The 21,715-nt window shown below is 53.2% G+C and carries 15 protein-coding genes; 8 read left to right on the forward strand and 7 right to left on the reverse strand.

Features of this window, described 5'->3' with window-relative positions:
• Positions 1–45: 45 nt before the first annotated feature.
• From prsR to xrtA, 4 genes are all read left to right on the forward strand, one after another.
• The gene (gene prsR / locus N6L25_RS05125; RefSeq protein WP_271978582.1) at positions 46–1,425 is read left to right on the forward strand and encodes a PEP-CTERM-box response regulator transcription factor; all 1,380 of its coding nucleotides are present in this window, start codon (positions 46–48) and stop codon (positions 1,423–1,425) included.
• A gap of 37 nt (positions 1,426–1,462) precedes the next feature.
• The gene (locus tag N6L25_RS05130) at positions 1,463–4,165 is read left to right on the forward strand and encodes a tetratricopeptide repeat protein (RefSeq protein ID WP_271978584.1); all 2,703 of its coding nucleotides are present in this window, start codon (positions 1,463–1,465) and stop codon (positions 4,163–4,165) included.
• 250 nt (positions 4,166–4,415) lie between these two features.
• Positions 4,416–6,371 carry a PA14 domain-containing protein gene (locus tag N6L25_RS05135; RefSeq protein WP_271978586.1) on the forward strand — a complete coding sequence of 652 codons (1,956 nt, stop codon included), beginning with the start codon at positions 4,416–4,418 and terminating at the stop codon, positions 6,369–6,371.
• A gap of 221 nt (positions 6,372–6,592) precedes the next feature.
• On the forward strand, positions 6,593–8,116 hold the full coding sequence (gene xrtA, locus N6L25_RS05140) for an exosortase A (protein ID WP_271978588.1): 1,524 nt from the start codon (positions 6,593–6,595) through the stop codon (positions 8,114–8,116).
• A 23-nt stretch (positions 8,117–8,139) separates the two neighbouring features.
• Here xrtA and N6L25_RS05145 read toward each other — a convergent pair whose 3' ends face one another.
• Together N6L25_RS05145 and N6L25_RS05150 are read right to left on the reverse strand one after the other, a co-directional pair.
• Positions 8,140–9,312 (reverse strand): DegT/DnrJ/EryC1/StrS family aminotransferase, encoded by a 1,173-nt coding sequence (locus N6L25_RS05145; RefSeq protein ID WP_271978591.1) that lies wholly within the window; start codon positions 9,310–9,312, stop codon positions 8,140–8,142.
• Positions 9,313–9,350: 38 nt separating this feature from the next.
• Positions 9,351–10,481, reverse strand: coding sequence for a glycosyltransferase family 2 protein (locus tag N6L25_RS05150; protein ID WP_271978593.1), 1,131 nt, complete (start codon positions 10,479–10,481; stop codon positions 9,351–9,353).
• Between the two features lie 270 nt (positions 10,482–10,751).
• On the opposite strand from N6L25_RS05150, the gene N6L25_RS05155 reads away from it, so the two are divergent.
• Together N6L25_RS05155 and N6L25_RS05160 are read left to right on the forward strand one after the other, a co-directional pair.
• Positions 10,752–11,780, forward strand: coding sequence for a polysaccharide deacetylase family protein (locus N6L25_RS05155; protein ID WP_271978595.1), 1,029 nt, complete (start codon positions 10,752–10,754; stop codon positions 11,778–11,780).
• Positions 11,777–12,913 (forward strand): glycosyltransferase family 4 protein, encoded by a 1,137-nt coding sequence (locus N6L25_RS05160; RefSeq protein WP_271978597.1) that lies wholly within the window; start codon positions 11,777–11,779, stop codon positions 12,911–12,913. Before N6L25_RS05155 ends, N6L25_RS05160 begins: the two co-directional genes overlap by 4 nt.
• A 10-nt stretch (positions 12,914–12,923) precedes the next feature.
• On the opposite strand, the gene N6L25_RS05165 is transcribed toward N6L25_RS05160, so the two are convergent.
• A complete protein-coding gene (locus N6L25_RS05165) occupies positions 12,924–14,429 on the reverse strand; it encodes a lipopolysaccharide biosynthesis protein (RefSeq protein WP_271978599.1) in 1,506 nt (501 codons plus the stop codon).
• Positions 14,419–15,546, reverse strand: coding sequence for a glycosyltransferase family 4 protein (locus N6L25_RS05170; protein WP_271978601.1), 1,128 nt, complete (start codon positions 15,544–15,546; stop codon positions 14,419–14,421). Before N6L25_RS05170 ends, N6L25_RS05165 begins: the two co-directional genes overlap by 11 nt.
• Before the next feature lie 297 nt (positions 15,547–15,843).
• Here N6L25_RS05170 and N6L25_RS05175 point away from each other — a divergent pair, with 297 nt between their 5' ends.
• Positions 15,844–16,719: a sulfotransferase family protein gene (locus tag N6L25_RS05175; protein WP_271978603.1), complete on the forward strand. Its 876-nt coding sequence runs from the start codon at positions 15,844–15,846 to the stop codon at positions 16,717–16,719.
• 57 nt (positions 16,720–16,776) lie between these two features.
• Entirely contained in the window at positions 16,777–17,685 is a 909-nt protein-coding gene (locus N6L25_RS05180) for a sulfotransferase domain-containing protein (RefSeq protein ID WP_271978604.1), read from the forward strand.
• A gap of 115 nt (positions 17,686–17,800) precedes the next feature.
• Here N6L25_RS05180 and N6L25_RS05185 read toward each other — a convergent pair whose 3' ends face one another.
• The 3 genes from N6L25_RS05185 to N6L25_RS05195 form a co-directional block, all read right to left on the reverse strand.
• A complete protein-coding gene (locus tag N6L25_RS05185) occupies positions 17,801–18,670 on the reverse strand; it encodes a heparin lyase I family protein (protein ID WP_271978606.1) in 870 nt (289 codons plus the stop codon).
• 389 nt (positions 18,671–19,059) lie between these two features.
• Entirely contained in the window at positions 19,060–20,388 is a 1,329-nt protein-coding gene (locus tag N6L25_RS05190) for a phenylacetate--CoA ligase family protein (RefSeq protein WP_271978608.1), read from the reverse strand.
• A gap of 130 nt (positions 20,389–20,518) precedes the next feature.
• Positions 20,519–21,694, reverse strand: coding sequence for a glycosyltransferase family 4 protein (locus N6L25_RS05195; RefSeq protein WP_271978611.1), 1,176 nt, complete (start codon positions 21,692–21,694; stop codon positions 20,519–20,521).
• Positions 21,695–21,715 lie beyond the last annotated feature (21 nt).

The raw sequence follows: 21,715 nt of genomic DNA on the forward strand, positions 1-21,715 counted from the left end.
ATTCATTGAACTTCTCCACTGTGCAAAAAAGGATTTGTAGCGGTTGTGGGTAAACGACTTCTGATCGTTGAAGATGATCCTGGGCTTCAAAGTCAAATGCGCTGGTGTTTCAGCGATGACCTGGAAGTGACCGTCGCGGATAGCCGCGATTCCGCGCTAGCAGCACTGCGAAGGCTCGAACCGGATGTCGTCACGCTCGATCTGGGCCTCCCCCCTGACCCCGGCGGTGCTACGGAAGGCTTTGCGCTTCTTGAAGACATTCTCCGCCTTTCCCCAAACACCAAAGTTATTGTCGTCACCGGCCGGGAAGACAAAGAAAATGCCGTCAAGGCCATCGGCATGGGCGCATGCGATTTTTATCAAAAGCCCCTGGACGCCGACATTCTGACGTTTGTAGTAAATCGGGCGTTGCGCCTCGCCGAACTGGAACGAGAGAATCAGGAACTCAGCCAGCGAACCAACGGTACCTCCATCAAGGGCATTGTCGCCTCTAGCCCGCAAATGCTCACCATCTGCCGTACCATCGAGAAGGTGGCTCCTACGGACGTAACGACTCTCATTTCCGGTGAGACCGGTACCGGCAAGGAACTGCTGGCTCGGGCACTTCACGATCTCAGTCATCGCGCCGACAAGCCCTTCGCGGCCATCAATTGCGCCGCAATTCCGGAAACCTTGCTGGAAAGCGAACTGTTCGGGTATGAAAAAGGCGCATTCACAGGTGCCACCCAGAGCAAGAAGGGAAAAATTGAAAGCGCCAATGGTGGCACGCTGTTCCTCGATGAAATCGGGGACATGCCCATGCCTTTGCAAGCCAAGTTATTGCGCTTCCTGCAGGAACGGGTCATTGACCGGGTGGGCAGTATTAACCCCATTCCGGTGGATGTACGGGTCGTCTGCGCAACCCACCGGGATGTACGCGGGTTGATCGATGCTGGCGATTTCCGCGAAGACCTGTATTACCGAATTAGCGAGATCACCCTCGATGTGCCCTCGCTGCGTGACCGGGACGGGGACGCCCTGGTTATTGCCCAGTCGTTGCTCAAAAGCCTTGGCAAGCAGATGGACCGCCCGACCCTGTCTTTTTCCGATGATGCCGTGGGCGCCATCAACAGCTACGGCTGGCCGGGGAACGTGCGGGAAATGATCAATAAGGTGAAACGGGCGACGATCATGGCTGAAGGCAAGCGCGTCACCGCCTCAGACCTGGAGCTGGAGTCCGCCAGTAACCCCCTCGACAACCAGCTCAATCTGCGTCAGGTCCGGGAGGCGGCCGAACGCCAGGCCATCATGCAGGCCCTTCAGTCCAGCAATTTCAACATGGCTCAAGCGGCTCGCCTGCTCGGGGTCACCCGCCCCACTCTCTACAACCTGACCGACAAGTACAAGATCGAATCGTCTGCGGAAGCGAACAGCACCAGACACTAGGCGCTCGGCATTAGGCAACACAGGGATACAGTCAGCCATGAAAAGAAGGAATGCGTCCGTAAAGCTCCCCCCACTGCTACGGGCCACGATGATGTCCGCCATCCTCGCGCTCGGCCTGGCCGGTTGCGACGACAACAACATGAGCCAGGAAGAAATCCAGTATATCGGCCATCTGGATCAGGCCCGCTTTTTCCAGCGCCAGGGTGAGCTCAAGGCAAGCACCCTGGAAGCGCGCAGCGCCATTGAGCTACAACCCTCAGAGTCGGACCCCTACTTCATCATCGTACGCAATCTGATCACCGCCGGCGATGCGCTCAACGCCGAGAGACAGCTCAACCAACTCAGGGAAGTGATGCCTGACGGGTTCTTTACCGAACAGGTGGCCAACCGTTCCGCACTACTCCTGGCCGAATCCCAACTCATGCAGCGCGAGTTCGATGCAGCACTGAACGCACTCGAACAGGTTCAGGAACCCGATAAGGCCCTGCAACTCGAGGTCGAGCTGATGCGGGCCAAGATCCAGGAGGCGAGCGGCCGTCTCGCCGACGCCCTACAGTCCTATGAAGCCGCGCGATCCCTGGACAACGAAGCAGTTTACCCGCTGATTGGACTGTCACGCATTGCATTCGCAAACGGAGATCATGTTCGCGTCACCGAGCTCATTGCCGAGGCCGAGCAGAAAGATTCCGAAGACCCAGAGCTTTGGCTTTGGAAGGCTCAGGTTAGCGAAGCTAACCGCCAATGGCAGAAATCAGAGGACGCCTATATCAAGGCACTGGAAGACATCGGCCAGTACGATGTCATGACCTATCGGAAGTATGAAACCATGTCCGCGCTGGTCCGTGTACTGCGTGAACAGGGTAAAACCTCTGAAGCCTTCGTCTATGAAGAGATGCTTGCCAAGTCGGCGCCGGGCACCATAAAGAGCAACATGGCTGCCGCCAGGGACGCCTTTACCTCCGGTGAACTTGAAACCGCCGCACGATACCTGGAGGAAATTCTCGAGCAAACCCCCACCCATGAACAAAGCACGCTCATGCTCGGCATGATTCGGTTTCGCCAGGGCCGAGTTGAAGAGGCCGAGGCACTACTCGCCCCGCTTGCCGAATACACCGACTCGACGGCAGTCAACAAACTGTTGGCTGCCACCAAGCTGGAAATGCGCGATCCCGAGGGCGCCCGTGCCCTACTTGAAGATCTTGAGAGCGATCAGTCCGATCCCGACATTCTCGCTCTTGTTGGCATCGCATCACTGGCCAGTGGCGACATTGCAGCCGGCGAGGATTTTATCGAGAAGGCCCTGGAACTGAATCCTGACAACCACAACCTGCGACTGCGGTATGCGAGCTACCTGGCCCAACGAGGCCAACCGGATAAGGCGCTGGACCTCACCCGCCAGGCGCTGGAAGCACGGCCAGATCTGGACGCCGCCAAGCTGTTAATGATCCGCACTTACGTGCAGATTGGCGATAACGCCGCCGCCACCGAATCGGCCACTGCCTGGGTCAAGGCCCAGCCGGACAGCATTCCCGCACTCCTGTCCCGCGGGCAACTGGCCTTGGAAAGCGGTGATGAGGTGGACGCCGGCCGTTACTTTGAGCAGGCTGCCAAAGCGGCACCGGATCAGGCCGATCCGCTGGTTGCCTTGGGCAACCTGGCACGTCATCAAGGTCGGTCAGAAGCTGCCCAGGACTATTATCGCCGCGCCCTGACCCTCGCCCCGAACAATCGTGCAGCCCTTAGGGGCGCTGCCACCGCCTTTGAACGAGATCAGGCCATTGCGCTGATGGAAAGCATTCTCAATGAGCAACCGGATGCCATCGGCCCGAAACTGGTTCTGTTGGAAACAGCGCTGGAAGACGCTGACGATGTCAAGGCCGAGCAGTTGACGGCAGAGTTAATGGCACGTGACAGCGAGCACCAGCCAGCTCCGGCGGCGTCCATGGTGGCAACCATCTACAGCGGCGTTGGAGAGCATTTGATGCAAGAGGAGAAGTTCGATCAGGCCCGCGACGTGCTAAACCGAGGCCGTATCCTCTTCCCCAACAATCTGGGCATTGGCCTTCAGTCCGCTGTTCTGGCATTCCGCTCGTCCGATCCTGCTGAAGCCCGGGCTATTTTGCAGGACGTGAAGCGTACCCATCCTGAATCGCCCAAGCCGTATATCGCTGAGGCGAGCTATCTGGAATCCCAACAGCAATACCGAGAAGCGTCAGAGTTATTCAAGATCGCTTTATCAAAAGGCCGTGAGCCAGGGGTTGCGCTCGCCTACGCACGATCCCTACAACTTTCCGGCCAACCGGGTCGAGCCATCGAAGTACTGGAATCCGCTGTCGAGGTCAATCCAGCTCATCCCAATATTCAGCTGACCCTGGCCTTGCTTTATCAAGGCAACAATCAGCAGGCTCAGGCGCAAGCCGCCTATGAAGCCGTCATAGATGTTGCTCCAACCAATGCCCTAGCCCTTAATAATTTGGCATGGCTTTACTTCGAGGCCGGCGACGAGCGGGCGCTCGCCCTGGCGAAACGGGCGTACGAAGCGCAACCCGAAAGCGCGGCAATTGCAGACACCTATGGTTGGATTCTATTTAAAGCCGGAAACCAAATCGAAAGTGTCCCCATCCTGGAGAAAGCGCACACCTTGCAGCCCGACGCTGACGAGATCGCCTTTCATCTGGCAGAGGCCTATAAAGCCACCGGACAGGAATCAAAGGCCAAGCAAGTACTTCAGAACATGTAACGCTAACGCGTTCGCCAATAAACTTGCAGATTACTGCAATATAAACGTCAATAAATATTATGCCCGTCCCACGGGTATCCACTCCTAATTTTAATATTCGAACAGGCTGGCTCTAATATGGGCCAGTTTTATTCGGTTAGATATAAGGCTGTCCGTCAAATATCAAAACGTTCCAAGCACTGAGTGGCAGCGGGTTTAAACTGATTCAATACTAATTGAATAAACTCGTCCCGGTTTAGATAGGTGACCTATGAACTCAGTCAAGTTGCTTATGCTCGCAAGCTCTGTGAGTGTGTTCGCTGGGTGTCAGAGCTGGCAATACAGGGATTTGGGCGATCTTGATGCGCCTGCAGCTCTACCAGACGTCAGTGAGCAAGGGAAAGTGCAAGTCTGGTACTATGACGGAGTGACAGGTACTAATGTAACTGATCTGACAGCTAATCCCGCCTTTCCCGACTCCCCCAGCCAAGTGGCCGAGATCACCTCACTGAATCTTCCCGCCAGTCGAGGCGACAGCTACGGCAGCTTGGTACGCGGTTACATTACAGCGCCAGCCAGCGGCGATTTTCGGTTTATGGTCAGCGGCGACGACGAAACACAGTTTTGGCTGAGCACCTCAACCTCCGTAAGTGACAAAGCCTTAGTGGCAACAGTGCCAGGCTACACTGGGCCCCAGAACTATACGAAATACAGCTCTCAAGTCTCCAGTTACATTACGCTTGAGGCCGGTAAACGATATTACTTCGAAGTGCTGTTCAAGGAAGGCTCTGGCGGAGATCATTTCACTGTAGCCTGGGAAGGCCCTGGCATCGGTCAACAAATCATCGATGGCAATTATCTGTCGACTTACGCAAAATCGCAGTTTGAGGATTCCAGCGCCCAGGAAGCCTATTCACTGGGGTACCGCGTCGGTTATCTGGATGGAACGGGAAACCTGGCGTTTAATCAGTCCTTCCCGCCCCTGGATGAAGATCTGGACGGTATTTACGACAATTGGGAAGTGGTCAACGGACTCGATCCGACGAACGCCGGAGACGCCACAACCGACCCCGATGGCGACTTCCTGACTGCGGCTGATGAGTTCTTGCTCGGGACTCGCGAAAACAACCCGGACAGTGACGGTGACGGGATTCCTGATGGCACCGAGTTTGCCTACCAACTTGATCCGCTGGATGCCAAAGACGCCTCAGAAGACGCGGACAATGACGGCTTCAGCAACCTCGAGGAGTATCAGGCCAACACCGAAATCGACAACCCGGAAAGTAGCCCGGAAACCGTAACCCAAGAGTTCGCCGGCGGGTTTGTTGGGCAATATTTTAGCGGTATGGAGTTTGACCAGTTTATTGCATCCCGATCGCAAGAAACCGTGGATTATGCCTGGAAACAGACCTCCCCCTTCAGCCCAGTACCGGAAAACCAGTTCAGTGTCAGGTGGACGGGCATCTTTACAGCACCCCACAGCTCAGGCCAAAGGGATTACGTATTTGCCGTTCGAGCTGACGACGGGGTTCGGGTAATGCTCGGCAACAATACAGTGATCAACGGTTGGATTGATCAAGCCCCCACCACCTATGAGCATCAGGCGTCATTATCCGCCGGAACAACTGTGCCCATTACCATTGAGTACTATGAGAACGCGCGCGGCGCCACCGCCCAGTTCAGTATCACAGATGCGAGTACGGGCGATGTCCTGACCCAAAGCAGCGCGGTGCAAAGTCCGGACCTTTCAGTCACCGGTAATCAAGACAGCGATGGCGACTCCATCCCGGATTACTGGGAGCTCAAATACGGCACGAATATGCTGCTCAATGACGCAGCCACTGCCTACAACGCTTCAGGGGTGACGGCAATCGAGGCTTACCAGAGCGAACTGCACCCTTGGACACTGGAGGATGTTTCAGGCACGTCGGACTCTTCCGATGGCGGTACCGTGGTGCCACCGTCAGACACGGTTAACCTGACCTGGACGGCACCGTCAACGCGTACCGATGGTTCATCGCTTTCACTCAGTGAAATCAGCCATTACCTAATCAGCTATGGCCAGTCGGAAGCCAATTTGGACAACAATGTTCAGGTCAGTGGCGAGCAGACCTCATACTCACTTGAAGGACTGAACAGTGGCACCTGGTATTTCAGTATTCAGGTTGTCGATACCGATGGATTGGCCAGCAACCCGTCAGACCCGGTTTCGTATCAGGTTAACTAATATCCCCGGCCCCACTTGCCGTACTTTGGGCCGGTGGGGCGGCTTCTGCAACCATGGGAAACGCCCTTTTTCGGCTGCAAGCGTTGAGCAAAAGTACCCGCAAGGCCCTGATTCGGCATTATTCCTGGCTTATACTAGGTTAGGAATACCTCCCGGATACTGTGGGCTTTAGGCATGCAGCTCTCGCCGAGTCGTGATGTGATATGGAAAAAGGATTTCCCGTGATTCGAAGCACCAATACGCCAGCCCGATACGCCGTGGTATCGCTCACCATCATTTTTTTCGTTTTCGCCCTGTACCCGGAATGGCGCGACTTCACACTGCTTTGGACCGACTCCATTATCTATTCCCACGGCTTTCTGGTAACCGCCAGTATCGGCTATTTGCTGTTGCGCAAGCGGGAAGCCATACGAACACTCACCGTCGCTCCCTCAGTACCCGCGTTGTGTTTGTTGACGGCCTTAACCGGTGTGTTTTTGATTGTACGATTCGCCGATATTCAGGTATTGAGGCTACTCCTGGCTCCCATGCTCATTCTGGCTTGGGGAACGGCCATATTTGGTTTCGCCTTTACACGGATCGTTGCCCCCCCGCTCCTGCTGATCTTATTCGCTACCCCAATCTGGGGCGACATCTCACCGTTACTCCAGAAAATCACTGTCTGGGTCAACCAAGGACTGTTGGATGTCTTCGATATTCCCGCCGTCATTCAGGACTTTTACATTTTGATTCCCGATGGAACCTTTCATGTGGCCGATGGTTGCAGTGGGGTTCGTTACCTTATGATCGGGCTTTTTCTGGCATCTCTTTCAGGCCTGTTGTTCTACAACAATGTCTACCGCTCGGTGTTGCTGTTCGTAATCGCGGGTTTCCTGTCGATGTTGGCAAACTGGATCAGAGTCTTCGGCATCATCTACGCAGGCCACCATTCGCAAATGCAGACTTCGTTGGTGACCGATCATGAAGTCTTTGGCTGGATTATTTTTGTCTGTGTGATGCTACTGCCCTTCTTCCTCATATCGAGAAAACTGGAGCCCCCGCTCCGGCAAACGGTTGCCGTCTGCGCTCAACCATCGCAAAATGCCATCAGCAACAAAGCTGCCGCCTGGCTAGTGCTTCCCACCTTGCTGATTGCGCTAATCCCTGCGGTGACAATCGTTCAGTCCAACCCCCAATCGCCGGAGCAGCAGAACTGGTCCCCGGAACTTCCAGATTCGTCCAGTGCCTGGCGCGGCCCCATCAGGTTCGCCGAGTTTTGGGAGCCCAGCTTTAAGAATCCAGATATTGATTTAAGCGGTATATACGTTTCGCCTGAGCTGAATCGCATCCAGCTTCAAGTCATCGGCTACCGTAACCAAACCCAAGGGAAGGAACTGATTTACTATGAGAACCGGCTGTATGACAACGGCGATTGGCGCGAAGCCTCCAGCACGGTGCAATCGGCCCAGCTCGCGGGCTCAGACATGAGGCCCAGGTTCAGGGAAACGGTACTCGAAGATCGCCGCGGGGATGACACGCTGGTGGTTTGGTCCTGGTACGAATTGGGAAGCTATCGGGATATTTCGGAATTCAATGTGAAAATCATGGGCGGTTTAAAGAAGCTTCTCGGCGATGGCCGCGCCGTAATGTGGGCATTAGCCTCTGAATGCTCACCCCAACAGCAGCCTGGGTGCCAGCAGCCGCGAGACAACCTTCGCCAGTTTCTGGAGACTGTACCACTAGGCTCCGCCTCAGACGGGAACTGATCCATCCCGCCGTTGCCCACATGTTAAGATGCGCCGGCTATCTGCTTCACCGTCCTGACGATGGTGTGCAAATCCACGTCGCTCACGTCTTCATGGGTTGGCAGAGTAATCAGCCTGTCTGCAAACTTCTGAGCAGACGGATAGTGTACCAGGGGAGTCCTCAGCAACGGTGCCACACCATCAATGGCCGTTAACGGCTTCTCATAGAGTGCATTGGCCCCTATCCCATTGTTGTTAAGAGCTTTGAGCACCCGGTCCCGAAGCGATTGGTTGGGCGCCAATAAGGCATAACGGAGCCTGGGGTAGACATCGCCTTCAGGTACGGCACCGAACTCCGGCTGCAGCAAGGCCCACCCTTTGGCGACCAGAACCTGAAACTCGGCATCGTACCGACGATGCAGTAAATTCTGGGACCAATAACGATTCAAACCCGCATTCAGTATTTCCGGCTTCAGGCACCATTGCTCAATTCTGGTAAGGGGCTGAAATCTGGTGAGACCAACACCGAATGCTGGAATGCGAGACAAAACTCCATAGCACCACCGCGAGAGCAGGACATTAAATAACCACCGCTTGACGTGCCATGCCAACCCGAGAGGATGCTTGATTTGAGCAAGCCCCGGTGGGGGCAAAATCGAACCCATCCCCTTTGCCCGCCGGATCAATAATGCGCCCCCACCCAGGAGGTTGACTGGTTTACCACGACCAAAACTCAGCACAACGAAATCCGCAAACGGATCATGACTGCTCGCTGGCGGGAACATCTGGGCAGCATCTTCAATCAGCGCAATACCCGTGGCCTGACAGAGCCTTGCCAAGCCTGCCAGATCCTCTGGCAATCCGAGGAAATCGACCGCAATCAAAGCCACTGTCCGGTGGTTAATGGCGCTACGAACCTGGTCAATGTCTAGCCGAGGTTGATCGGGTTCAAGATCAACCAGTACGGGAATAGCGCCCTGCGCGACAATGGCAGCCACCAGATCTGGGCATCCATAGGCAGAAACCAGCACTTCTGGTGCGGGTTCGTTAGGTTTACCCGATTTGGCGATCGACACCGCCCAGGACAATGCGGCTGTCCCGGAATTGGTAAAAACCGTGAGATAGTCTCTACTCCAGGGCAGTGCTCGCGACTTGCAATCGCGGCCGCTTCCCGGCACAGCGACTTTGCTTCCGACGGGTCGTAACTTGGCAATCATCTAACAGCATCCCGCCAATGTGGATTCCAGATTTCCTCTTACCTCTGGGATGGCGACCACACGGTCATCCGTTTGCCACCCAGGAAGCTTACCGTCGCATGAGCGATCGCGATGTTCACCTGAACAAAAAAGTACGGGATCCGTACATAGCCACGCGAACGCAGAGCTGGATTGGAATGGCCCATGAGTACAAGCCCGTAAAACAGGCACTGAACCACCAACGCCAGGCTATACACTCCCCCTTTGCCAGCAAGCAAAAGCGACAGGGTAAAAAGCAGTACTTGAAACCAGGGTACCGCCCAACGCATGAGCTTGTGGCCGATAACCTGGAAGGAGTACAGACCAAACCGCAGTGGATTGAGCACCTCCGGATGGCGAGCCAGGGCAGTCAAGCCGCGGATGATAGTCCTAAGTTTGCGGTGGTACTCCTTTGATGAGTCCGCCACATCCTGGTAGTACCCCAAAACGTCAGAGGCGGATACCGCCACATAGCCTTTCCTGGCGCAATTCAATGCGGTATTGAAATCACTGGGTGCGTAGATATCCCAGTCATCGCACACCGTACGGCGGGCCGAAAAAAATGAGCCACTTAATCCAACGAGGCCGGCCCGCCGGGATTCCAGGCGTCTGAGCCACATCTCGTACCTCACATAAGCCCCCTCTCCAACGACGTTGCCGTCGCGGCTGAGAAAACGGTCTTCACTGGAGACAGCGCCTACCTCGGGATCCTCAAAATATCGTACCAAGCGCCTGATCGCATCTGGCGGAATGGTAGTGGCGACATCGGAGAACACCAATATTTCACCGGTGGCCTTACGAATTGCCTGGAGTTGGGCATGCTCCTTCCCTTTACGCTCCTCGGCCCTGGCCAGGCTTACACCCTGACTGGCGTATTCAGCAACTACAGCGTCAGTGCCATCATCAGACGCATCGGAGGCGATCAGGATTTCCAGGTTGGGATAATCAAGAGCGAGGCAGTTCTCAATTTTTGTGCGAATCCGATGCTCTTCATTGTGTGCTGTGACGATCAGCGTTACCGATGGGTCCACTGCGGGTCCACTGCCAAACTGGGCGGGCCGCCGTGCTGGTAGCAAAGCGAGAATCAGTGGGTAGAAAAAGTAACTGAAAAGAACACCGAATACGGATATCCAGAAGAGGGTCGTGAGCATCTTTCCTTATTCCCCGAGACCTTGTCCATAGTGTATGAGCATAGTAGACGACTGGATCTCAAACTAGTAGCGGCAGATCCCAACCACGTGACTTAGGCGGCAACTACTGGTAAATACTCAGGTTCGGGTTATTGTGTACGGAACACACAACCCTGGGAGCCTCTGATTAACTCCCGATACCCTATGGCCATCAGAGCACGCAGAGGCGATCCGGAGTTAATCAGAGGCTCCCTAAACCAATTCGGGGTAATTAAAGGAGGTAGTGCGTCCATGGCCAGTGTTAAATCGTGGCTAAAATTCGTGGTCCATAGCGTGCTGGCCGGCTACGCCTTTCTAAGGATTAAATCGCTCCTCAGACCCACACTGATCATCCTCACATACCACCGGGTACTTCCTACAAAGGACCAACACAGAGACTCCGAACAGCCTGGCATGGTTGTCTCTCCTCAGCTGTTTCAACTCCACCTTCGGACCATGCAACGTCTCGGCGCTACGTTCATGCACCTGGATGACTGGATCGCACTGGATCAGGAGGGAAAGCCGGTACCCAAGCTGACCGTGGCAGTCACCTTCGATGATGGTTGGCGTGACAACTACGAACACGCTTACCCGATCCTGCACCAGCAAAAAGTGCCCTTTACAATTTTCCTGGTCACCAACGCGATTGGTCAAGGGCAGGCGTTCTGGCCGGAACGGGTTATGCAGTTGGTGATGAACCATGGCGCACTGACCATAGACAGGCCTGAATTCGACTGGCTCAGACCTCATCTGACGGGCTTGCCCCTAGCGGAACGCCCATTGACCCGAGAAGAGGCGGACCGTGTCGTCTCCAACCTTAAGCAGCTTGATGACCAGAGCATCATTGCCGGACTGGAAACCACTTCCCTGGCTCGTACCGACCCGGCTACAGATAGCCCCAGACGCGTAATTCTCGATCTGAATGAACTGCAGGAAATGCACGCTTCCGGACTCGCCCATTACGGCGGCCACACCCGGCACCATTTCCGGCTCAATCGCCTGAATTCGACACATGCTTTAATGGATGAGATCGCCGGCTGCCAACAGGATCTTCAAGCGCTGAAATTGCAGCCAGCCAAGACGTTCTGCTACCCGAATGGCGATATTTCCGAGTACGGAGAGGTCCTGGTAAGACAACACTTCCACGGGGCCTGCACCACCCGGAGCGGCTGCAATGCATCCGGCTGCGATCCGTTCACACTGAAACGCTATAACTTGCACGACAATAACAGTGGGTCTGCCCGCTCCTTTCTCGCGACGTTGGGCCGAGGCCTGTTATGAAACAGATATCGGTCGTTACCCACATCGTTTCTGGAGATCTTTGGGCTGGCGCCGAGAATCAAGTCTACAACTTGTTTGTCGGCTTCCAGTCAATTCATTCCATTCGCCCCACCGCCGTACTCTTCAACGAAGGCGTTCTGAGCCGACGCCTCAAGGCCTTGGGAGTACCCGTGACCATCGTCGATGAAAACCAGTCGGGAGGTGTCGCTATGGTGCGGGCCATCAGCCGTCATTGCCGCGAATATCAGACCGATATTCTCCATACCCATGGTTTTAAAGAGAACATTCTCGGCACACTGGCAAAATGGCTCGCTCGCGTGCCCAAATCGGTACGTACCGTCCACGGGAATCAGGAAACCCCGAAATCGCTGCGCAATCCGGTGTCTTGGGCAATCAACGCACTGGACCACCTGCTGAACGAGAAAGCACACCAAGCCATCATTGCCGTCTCAATTGAACTGCAGAGCAAGCTGGAACAGGTTTACTCGGGACGAGTAGTCAAGATTTCCAATTTTATTGATGTCGATACAGTCAGAAAGGGAAAAGAACAACAGAGACCTATCGGCCAGCGGCCCATTAATTTGGGCTTCGTGGGCAGACTGGTTGCCCTTAAACGCGCCGACCTGTTCATTTCAGCAGTCCGGCAACTCAATGACCAGGGCCTTGACTGTAGGGGCACGATCCTGGGAGACGGTCCCCAGCTCGCTGACTTGCAAAGTTTGGCGATGACATTGAACGCAAACGAACTCATCGAGTTCAGAGGGTTCGTCGACCCGCTGACAACGGCGCTCAACGAATTGGACGCATTGGTGATGCCTTCTGATCATGAAGGCCAACCCATGACGGTCCTGGAGGCCCTGGCGTTCGAATTGCCGATCATCGCTCACAATACCGGCGGCATCCCCGAATTACTGGATGGCGGACGATGCGGCTGGCTGGTAGACAAGCATACAGTGCAAGGCTATGTGGAGGCGGTACGGTCAGCCCTGAGCAATGACGAGGAACTCAGAATGAAAACGTCAGCAGGGTTGGGCCACATCAGGGCCCGGTTTGATGTCAACGTGTGTACTCAGCACTATCTTGAGCTATATCAGAGCCTAAGCAGCATTGCCACGGCTGAGCATAAGGCTTGATTCAGTCCCGCTATTTTTTTTCTTCCCTGGCAAGCGCATGGCGGGATCTTAATTGCCGGAAAATACCCAAGAGCCAATGCCGCAGGGTCTCATCTTTCATGATCATGACTGCCACCAGCCCAAGAACCAGTGTGAACATGAGGCTGGATATCAACATGCTGTTAAACCAAGTAGAGGTTCCCACCGACAGCGTCATATCCAACAACACGATCGCCGATGCGCCACCCATCATAATCAACAGGAATTTCAGCCGAATACCCTGATCGAAGCAACGCTTGGCCTGATAGTAAGAAAATCCGAAGATCACCATCTGCGACAGCATTAGCGAAGCAGCAGCACCCATAAAGCCCCAGCCAGGAATCAGCAACACGTAAAACAGTGTGATCACGGCAGCGGCTCCATAGCGTATATAAGCCACCAGTATCGTCCGCTCTTTCACGATGAAACTGAACAACAGAAACTGATTAAGAAAACCGAAGATGGCGGCACCAATCAAAAAGGGAATCGCCAACGAGGCTGGGTGAAACGCAGGCGCTGACATAATGGCGATGACGGTATCGCCATAGAGACAAATAACCGCACCCACCAACACCATCACTGACAACAACCCATTAAATACCGCAGGATAGATAGCGATACCTCGATCCGAATTCTGGTAAATCTTGAAGCGCTCTGCCTGCCACCATTGCAGGAAAGGGCTCCAGATGAGCATGCCAAGGATCAGCGAAAACTTGGCCGCAAGTTCAAACAACCCGACCTGATCCAGATCGGCGAAGAAGCGGATGAAAACCCGATTAGACGAGCCGATGTACAATCCGGCAATCCCTGCCAGCCACAAAGGCCAGCAAAAAATGACCAGTCGTTTGGTAAGCTTTCCGCTGACCTCAACCCCGTTGTACCAAACAATGTAGACGCCAGAAATCAGGCCGAACAATGCCGATGCAACGACCGCCGAGACCACCACCCCCATGACCCCCATTTCGTAATGGACAACCAACAGGATGTTCAACCCCAACTGCACGACCAGCTTGCAAATCGAGTTGGCGACAAACAGCATCGCCCTCTCCTGCAGCCTCATGAAGGTCAGGCCGTAGATCTCCACCGCAGTGGTAAACATCATGGTGCCATAAAGCGCCACGTGAACCTTGTACTCGCCACTGCCGAACAAAACGTTGGAAATAGGGCCGCTGGCCAAAGCGACCAGTAAAGCCGAAGCCGCGCTGACTGCAGAAGTAATGATTAACGCCGTACTGACCAGCCTTTTCCGTGCTTCCGGGTCCTGGCGTTCGTAATAGAACTTTGGAATGGCCTGAGCGAACCGAGCGCCAATCAGCGCCTCAAACAGACTCACCATCACCACCAGCAATCCAACAACCCCATAATCCGCAGGAGTCAGGTAGGAGGTGTATATGGGAAGCATGATAAAACCTGCGAGCTGCCTGATAACATTGCCAATCGCATAGATCGCAATATTGGATGCCGCACTGCGTTTACTACCAACCGCTTCAGTAGTCACGGACAATTCCTGTTAGCGCTCCATCGAACACGCTCAGCAGCGTACGATGCGTGACATTGAGGGAAAAACACTCATTGACCCGAGCAGAGCCAAGCGCCCCCATACGTGCACCTTCTTGCGGATGTTTCAAATACCGAAGCAAGGCAAGGGACGCATCGGTGATATCGTCCTCTGCGTAGACCAGGCCGGTTCGTTCATGTTCAGTTGCACCGCTGACCGACGGGTTATCCGGGACTACCACAGGCAAGCCCGCCAACATATATTCTAGAATCGACAAGGAATAGCCTACTTCCCCCCGGGAAGGGTGAAAGGCGATATCGCCATCTTGAAAAAATTTTACGACGCCCTCTACCCGGCCTGGGAAACTGACGTTATTTTCGAGACCCAACTCCCTCGCGCGCTCGATAAGGCTCGTTCGGTGGGGACCGTCGCCAAAGTAAACGTAATGCCAACCATCGAGCCCTGTTGATCTTGCAACCTGGGTCAACACGTCCAAGGCAAACATTCCTCCCTTGTACAGGTGGGCGCGAGCCGCGGTGAAAATCAGCTTTTTATCCCTGGGAATACCAAAGGCTTCGTGTGCACTGGCTGCGGCGGGGAGTTCCACGGGAATTCCATTGGCTACGGTAAAGCACTTTGTGGCCGGTACACATCCCACGTCGACAAAACGATTGCGAACGAATTCGGTGGCTCCAATACAAACGTTAGCGGAAATGCCCGGAGTTCGACAGAGCAGACTTTTCAACCCACGACGCAGTCCCTGGGGTTTTGTGCGCAAGCCAGGGGTATGGTCGTGGACCACAATTCGTCGAACCCCCATGAGTCGAAACAACAAATAGGTCCAGTGAAACACCGGCTTATCGGTCAAATACATGACCCGAACCTTTTGCGACAGCAAAAAGCTGATTTGCGGTAACAACCAGCGCCATCCCAACTTGGCAAAGTTCACCTGTCGGACGGTAATCGGACTCTGTTGAATGCCATGTGGAATTTTAGAAATGCTGGGATAGGCCAGGAGGGGAACCAACGTCTTTTGGTAACGTTCGGCAAGAGCTATCCAGTAACTCTCCATCAGCCACCAGGCATACCCGACGTCAGAATCCCAGTTTGCTGCCATAAGGAATCCTGGCCTGGATTTGCCTTTGGAATGTGCAACCACACTTCCCCCTTTAGTTTGCAAAGTCCATTTATCGACGGAAGAACAGGATAGAGATCCAGTTAACGAAGTCGCGCATTCCCCTCGATTACCCATCCGAGTCAGTTATACTAACCCAGTAGAAAATTGGAGACTACACACCCTCAAGGAAGAATAATCGCCATGTGCCTTACCCACATCACATTTGGCCATAAAACCCACCGATTATTGAATCTAATAGCTCCCACGCCGTTCACCCTGAAGACGGAGCACAGATAAATGCAAGGTACACGCCTTAAATCTGTATTGAGAGAAAGTATCGGGAATATTTGGCGGGAGACAAGGATCGCCCTAACCCCAGTACCGAAACCTGAAAAGTGGCTGTTCGTCGTAGGCTGTTACAACTCAGGCACCACCCTGCTCGCCAAGCTCCTGGCGCAGCACCCGGATATTTCGGGAATGCCAACCGAAGGGCATTTCATCACCGACCAATTCGTTAAAGACTACCAAATCGGACTCCCGCGAATGTGGGTGGATAGAGAAGACCTCTTTCGACTCGATGAAAACGACCAGGGCCCAGATGTAATTCGGCTCAAGAAGGAATGGGGAATGAGACTGAACCGCTCAAAACCCGTTCTGCTAGAAAAGTCACCGCCAAACACCGCACGGACTCTCTGGCTTCAGGAGAATTTTGAAAATGCCTATTTCATAGCCATCGTTCGCAACGGCTACGCAGTGGCTGAAGGCATTAGTCGCAAGGCCGATCCCAAGCATCTTAAAGAGGGCTGGCCCATCGAAAAGGCGGCTTGGCAATGGGCCCGCAGCAATCAAGTTTTGAGAGAAGATGCGCAAAAACTGAAGCACATTATCTGGATAACCTACGAAGAGCTCGCTTCGGATCCCCAGGCCACATTAAATAAGCTGTCCGGCTTCCTTGGTATTTCATCGTTCCCTGAGAGCGTTAGCGGCACCGAATTCGCTGTTCATGAGCGCCAGGGCAGAGTAACCGACCTGAATCAGGTGAGTATTTCCAATCTGACACCGGAGCAGTTCGATAAGATAAACCAGGTGGCTGGGGAGGAAATTGAGCGCTTCGGCTACCCGCTTATTGTCCCCGACAGCAAGCCAGACTCGCTGCGCAATGAGTCCGCCTGACGACCAACGCCTGGATCAGATCATCACACTACACACTCATGCATTTGGGGTTGAGGCATGCCCAAACCTAATTTCTTTATCATTGGTGCTCCTAAATGTGGCACAACGTCTTTGATTGGCTACCTGGCCAACCACCGCCAAGTCACAATTTCGATTCCCAAGGAACCGCACTATTTCCTTACTGACCTTCCCGGCTATCGCCGAATCAGAAATCTGGACGACTACGAAGCCTGCTTTTCCACAGCGGATGAGCAAGAGCAACCTGCCCGTATCGGGGAGGCCTCAACCTGGTACCTATACTCCAAAGAGGCAGTGCCGAACATCCTGGACTACAACCAGGACGCAAAAATTATCGTCATGATCAGAAACCCGGTCGACATGGCGGAATCGCTGTATAAACAGTTCGTATATGGCCTGGAAGAAGATGCCAAAACGTTTGAGGAAGCCTGGAAACTACAGCCAGAAAGGCAAGCAGGCAGAAGCATCCCCAAACACATAGCCGAACCCATCCGGCTTCAATACAAAGATGTTTGCAGCCTTGGAAGTCAACTTCATAGAGTGAGCCAGATCGTGCCCCGCGATCAACTCAAGGTCATTGTTTTGGACGACTTTAAATCGAATACCAAAAAGGTATACGAAGAAGTGCTCGGCTTCCTCGGCTTACCCCCTGATGACACCGACAGCTTTCCCGTGTTGAACCAGAGGAAGGCCAATCGTTATCCGTCTATCAACAAGCTTTTACTGACCAACTCAGTCCTGGACCGATTGGTAGCATTGATAAAGAAGGTTTTTGGCATCGAAAAGCTGGGATTATCCCAACAACTTCTGAAGCTCAACGAAAAGCGGGAAACCGGCAGTCAGCTCGATGGCAAGCTTCGTCGAGATCTGACAAAGGAGTTCGAACAGGAAATCACGCTGCTTGAGGAGTGGCTAGGACGAGACCTGACGCATTGGCGGGTGCACTGACGTTATAGCGAACCTTCCCAAGTCGGGGCGATACGAAGCGCCCCTCCTGGATGCCACACCACCCTCAGAGGCTGACTTTGGAGGCGTGTAGCATAGGAGGGTGCTCCAACGGCCATCAATTCACTTGAATTTCGGGGGGCATTGGTGGCGCTTTGACATCCGCCCCTCCGTCCAGATCGTTGACTGACGTGGCAAAAGTTACCCCATCGATGAACAATTGAGTGGTTTCGTTAAATCCCGAATTAGACCAGCCCAACAAATACCCGTAACGGTATCCATGCGACTCGCCAGAATGGAAGTTGTCCACGGTCTGGTAGTTGTTAATGACCAACTCATCGTTTTTCCAAACCCGTATCGTGCCGTAGTCGCCCGTTGATCGGGCAGCGGCAACATGAACTCGAATCTTCATCCACTTTCCACGGTCTGAGCTGGTTATGAAGGAAGCATAACGATCACCCTTTTGACCGATGGCCTGCCCTCGCAGGCTCCAATCCGCCATGACACGGGACGTACCTGCCGACTCCTCCCAGGTGGAGAGCCCCACTTTCTCGCCGTCGCCATAGTCTTGGCCCCAAATCCTTAACATCTTGTTATTGTCGGACCCGGAGGCATCACGATGGTAATAGTTTGACGGAACATACAAGTAGTACTGGAGCCAGACTTCCGGATAGATTTTGCCAAGATCGAAACGAAGCTCAGACATCGCATCACGAGACAAATCGCTGCTGCCTTCAAAGGTGAAGCGAGCGGCCGAGCTGCTCCCTACGATGTTTTGCGCGCCGGAAACATCCACGCGGGTCGCATGCCCCCATGTGGCGCTGCCAAGCGATTTTGAAAAATCCCCACTCGAAAAGTCATCGGCGAAAATGACTGCAGCCGTACTTGAAGACGGATACCCCAAGCCCGCACCTAGAACTAAAGCCAGGGAAAATCCGAGAAGATATCGTAAATGCGTCATGGTTATCAGCCTCTGATTCTTGCCCATTGGGCTTTGATTTCCAATGCACTATATGAAAATCCCTAATATTACATTTTAATATAAAAGACCTTCACCCTTATTTAACAAATTATTGTATGGCATAGGGAGCACGTCAATCCTTGAAGACTTAAAATCCCAAGACGGCCATCCAATAAAGAAAACATAATAAATACAATCAATTAATCCATTTTACTCAACAACAAAATCATTATAGCCTTGCAACTTGTTATTTGTTAGTGAAAATAGAGTTAACCAAAACACCAAGCCCAACACGACAAAGCGTTGATCACCTAGTCAGAACCTGGCGACGCTCTCCTTATTTCCAGACCAAAAGCTGGTATCTCAACCCAATAATTTTAATGAGATTTCCAGCCAACCTGCTTAGAATACAGCGATTAGAAGGCCCTCTTGACCAAGCGCATCTTCCCTGATTTCTCCCTGGATATCTCGTTAACGAAGTTTAACCGATAATCAATATCTTTACCGATATCTGACCGTAAACCTTCAAGCAAAGCCTGTTTTACTTCATCACTCCAACTTGTGTTTGCAATTATATTAATACTTATATTAAAAGGAGATAATTGAATAACTTGAAATTGTTTAAATGCATTTGTTTTTGTTTGGAGTGTTTCAAAGGTATAAATTATTGCTTCCGGGTGAACACGACGTCCGGACGGTGTTTCCAGGATGTCATAAGCCCTGCCATGGATAGCCTCGATCAAAGGCAAACCCACACCGCACTCACACTGTTTATCCGAAAGAGTTCCAAAATCTCCTAGACGATACCGGATCAGCGGTGTGGCCAAATTGAAGAAATCAGTGACGATGATCTCCCCAGCCTGGCCGTGAGGAGCATCAACCTGAACCATGAGATTGTCTGCCATCAAATGCATGTTCCCTGCACGACATTCATGGGCAACCGATCCGACCTCTCCGCAACCATATTCGTTGAAAACCTTCACGCCGAAGGCTCGCTCTATGGTCGCCCTGGCGGAGCTGTTCAATATCTCAGAGGTTGTAATCACACTTTGCACGCCCGGGATGGGCGGAAGCCGGTTATCAATAACGTACTTGGCAAACTGATCAATCACACTGACATAACCATACAGATACCTGGGCTTAAACCGGATTGCTTCACGGTAGTACGCTTCTAGCGACTGCTCTGTCAGATTAAAAGCAGAAATTCTTTTTCGATTGGCGATCAAATCCGTGAGCTTTGCCTTCAGTTCCGACCCCTTAGCATGAGGCACTCCCCAAAAACGCAGCTGAGCGTCCCCCACGCCAACACCAGCCCAACCATAGGATCGCCAAGTAGCACACCGCTCTCTGGCCAACGCCATTGGATTCTTGTACAGCCTGACAGGCTGCCCTGTTGAGCCGCCCGTCGTCTTGGTGGAACGGGTCAGCCCATTTCGCTTTGGCGAGATTTGTTCCAGGTGATCAATCAAATCCAGTTTTTCGATGGTCGGCAGCTCAGCGAGCGCCGACAACGACTGCAGGTTGTGAGGCTGCATCCCTGCCCTGCCGTATAACTGGCGATAGAATTCACTGCGGGTGAGCGCATAGTCGAGTATTGCCTGAAATCTGCGAAGCTGAAGGGCTTCCAGTTCCTGCTTTGAAGCATGCTGATTGGCCAGGTACTCCCCAATCAGCCACGGGATGGGCTCGCCTTTGAGCAAGGTGCTGGGATAGTAAAGTAAAAATTTCGATGCGGCTGAGTTCATGACTCGAATCTCTCCCTGCTAAAGCGCGCATTGGTTGAAACAGCGTTGCGTGAGGAGCGCTGCGTGACAAACTTTGCATCAGGCAATTCAACGTGGACTCCCTGCCTTGTCCCGGATCGCAACAGCCAACTCAGGTAGGTGAAAATGCCAGAGTCAGCTTCAGTTCGTCATTTTCCCAGTTAAAGGTCTTCAGTACAGCCTGCCGGCCATTCTCGCCAAGCCTTTCCCTCAAATTACGATCGCCAAGCTCCACAATGGTCCGGGCAAAGGATTCCGGATCATTGTCTGTATAAATTCGGCCACAATCGTTATGAGTGATGATGCGCTCCATGGGGCCGACATTGGTCGAAACGACGGGTACACCCGCCGCCATGTAGTCGAACAGTTTGTTGGGGATCGTAGAGTTCCAGTGCCCACAGACATGATGAGGAACGACGCCAATACTGGCGGAGGCAAAAAGGTCCTTGACCTTATCCCGGGTTACCCACCCCAGAAATTCCACACTTTCCGAGACGCCATGGCGCTGAACCAGTGAGCGGAGGTCGGCCTCAGCCTTGCCGGTACCTGCTACGACCAGCTTGCAGCCCACTCCTTGCTTTTGGAGCACACTCATCCCTTCAATCACTGTGTCAAGCCCCCTGGAGGGATTGAGAATTCCAAGGTATACAATCTGAAAAACCTCTTGCGGAACACGGGCCTTTTTATAACTGTCCGCTAATGCCAGACTTGGCGTATTGCTAACAATACTGACTCTCTCAGCAGGCACCCCTTTCCTGATCAGCCGATCCCGGGACTCTTCAATCATCGCAAAAATCTTGCTAAGCCGCTTTAGGCAATACATTTCTACAAGGTCGGCCAAATAGGGGTTCCGCACCAAGATATTTTGAAATCTGAATTTTTCGAATTTCCAGATGCATCTGAGCATTTCGGGGTAACATTCCGCCATATCCATGCTACAGGGCACCTTCAGCCACTTGGCCACCCATATACCGGCGGGACAAAGTGGAAGATCCCGAACGATGATGTGTTCCACCTTGTTTTGACTGGCGATCCGCCAAATAAAATACAGCCAAATCGGATTAAAGAAGGCTGGAAACGTTAAAATCGAATTGAGCCAACGCAGCCTGCGAACGACCACTGGCAAGCGATTCACCTTTATCCCGGCTATTTCCTCATACCTGATACGCTGATCGGTATTTCGACATATCAAATGAACGTCATGCCCTTCCTTGATCAGGCTGGAGGCGACTTTTTCGACTCTTACATCCCATGGATAATCCGCATCCCAAACTAACGCAATTCGCATCTTAGTCAGTCCTTTCCTTTG

Source organism: Marinobacter sp. SS21 (assembly GCF_028369065.1).
Taxonomy (GTDB): Bacteria; Pseudomonadota; Gammaproteobacteria; order Pseudomonadales; family Oleiphilaceae; genus Marinobacter.

Excerpts from the sequence above, each read along its gene's own strand:
- N6L25_RS05130 (WP_271978584.1), top strand. The coding sequence starts at position 1,463 with ATGAAAAGAAGGAATGCGTCCGTAAAGCTCCCCCCACTGCTACGGGCC.
- N6L25_RS05135 (WP_271978586.1), top strand. The coding sequence starts at position 4,416 with ATGAACTCAGTCAAGTTGCTTATGCTCGCAAGCTCTGTGAGTGTGTTC.
- N6L25_RS05145 (WP_271978591.1), bottom strand. The coding sequence starts at position 9,312 with ATGATTGCCAAGTTACGACCCGTCGGAAGCAAAGTCGCTGTGCCGGGA.
- N6L25_RS05150 (WP_271978593.1), bottom strand. The coding sequence starts at position 10,481 with ATGCTCACGACCCTCTTCTGGATATCCGTATTCGGTGTTCTTTTCAGT.
- N6L25_RS05155 (WP_271978595.1), top strand. The coding sequence starts at position 10,752 with ATGGCCAGTGTTAAATCGTGGCTAAAATTCGTGGTCCATAGCGTGCTG.
- N6L25_RS05160 (WP_271978597.1), top strand. The coding sequence starts at position 11,777 with ATGAAACAGATATCGGTCGTTACCCACATCGTTTCTGGAGATCTTTGG.
- N6L25_RS05170 (WP_271978601.1), bottom strand. The coding sequence starts at position 15,546 with ATGGCAGCAAACTGGGATTCTGACGTCGGGTATGCCTGGTGGCTGATG.
- N6L25_RS05175 (WP_271978603.1), top strand. The coding sequence starts at position 15,844 with ATGCAAGGTACACGCCTTAAATCTGTATTGAGAGAAAGTATCGGGAAT.
- N6L25_RS05180 (WP_271978604.1), top strand. The coding sequence starts at position 16,777 with ATGCCCAAACCTAATTTCTTTATCATTGGTGCTCCTAAATGTGGCACA.
- N6L25_RS05185 (WP_271978606.1), bottom strand. The coding sequence starts at position 18,670 with ATGGGCAAGAATCAGAGGCTGATAACCATGACGCATTTACGATATCTT.
- N6L25_RS05190 (WP_271978608.1), bottom strand. The coding sequence starts at position 20,388 with ATGAACTCAGCCGCATCGAAATTTTTACTTTACTATCCCAGCACCTTG.
- N6L25_RS05195 (WP_271978611.1), bottom strand. The coding sequence starts at position 21,694 with ATGCGAATTGCGTTAGTTTGGGATGCGGATTATCCATGGGATGTAAGA.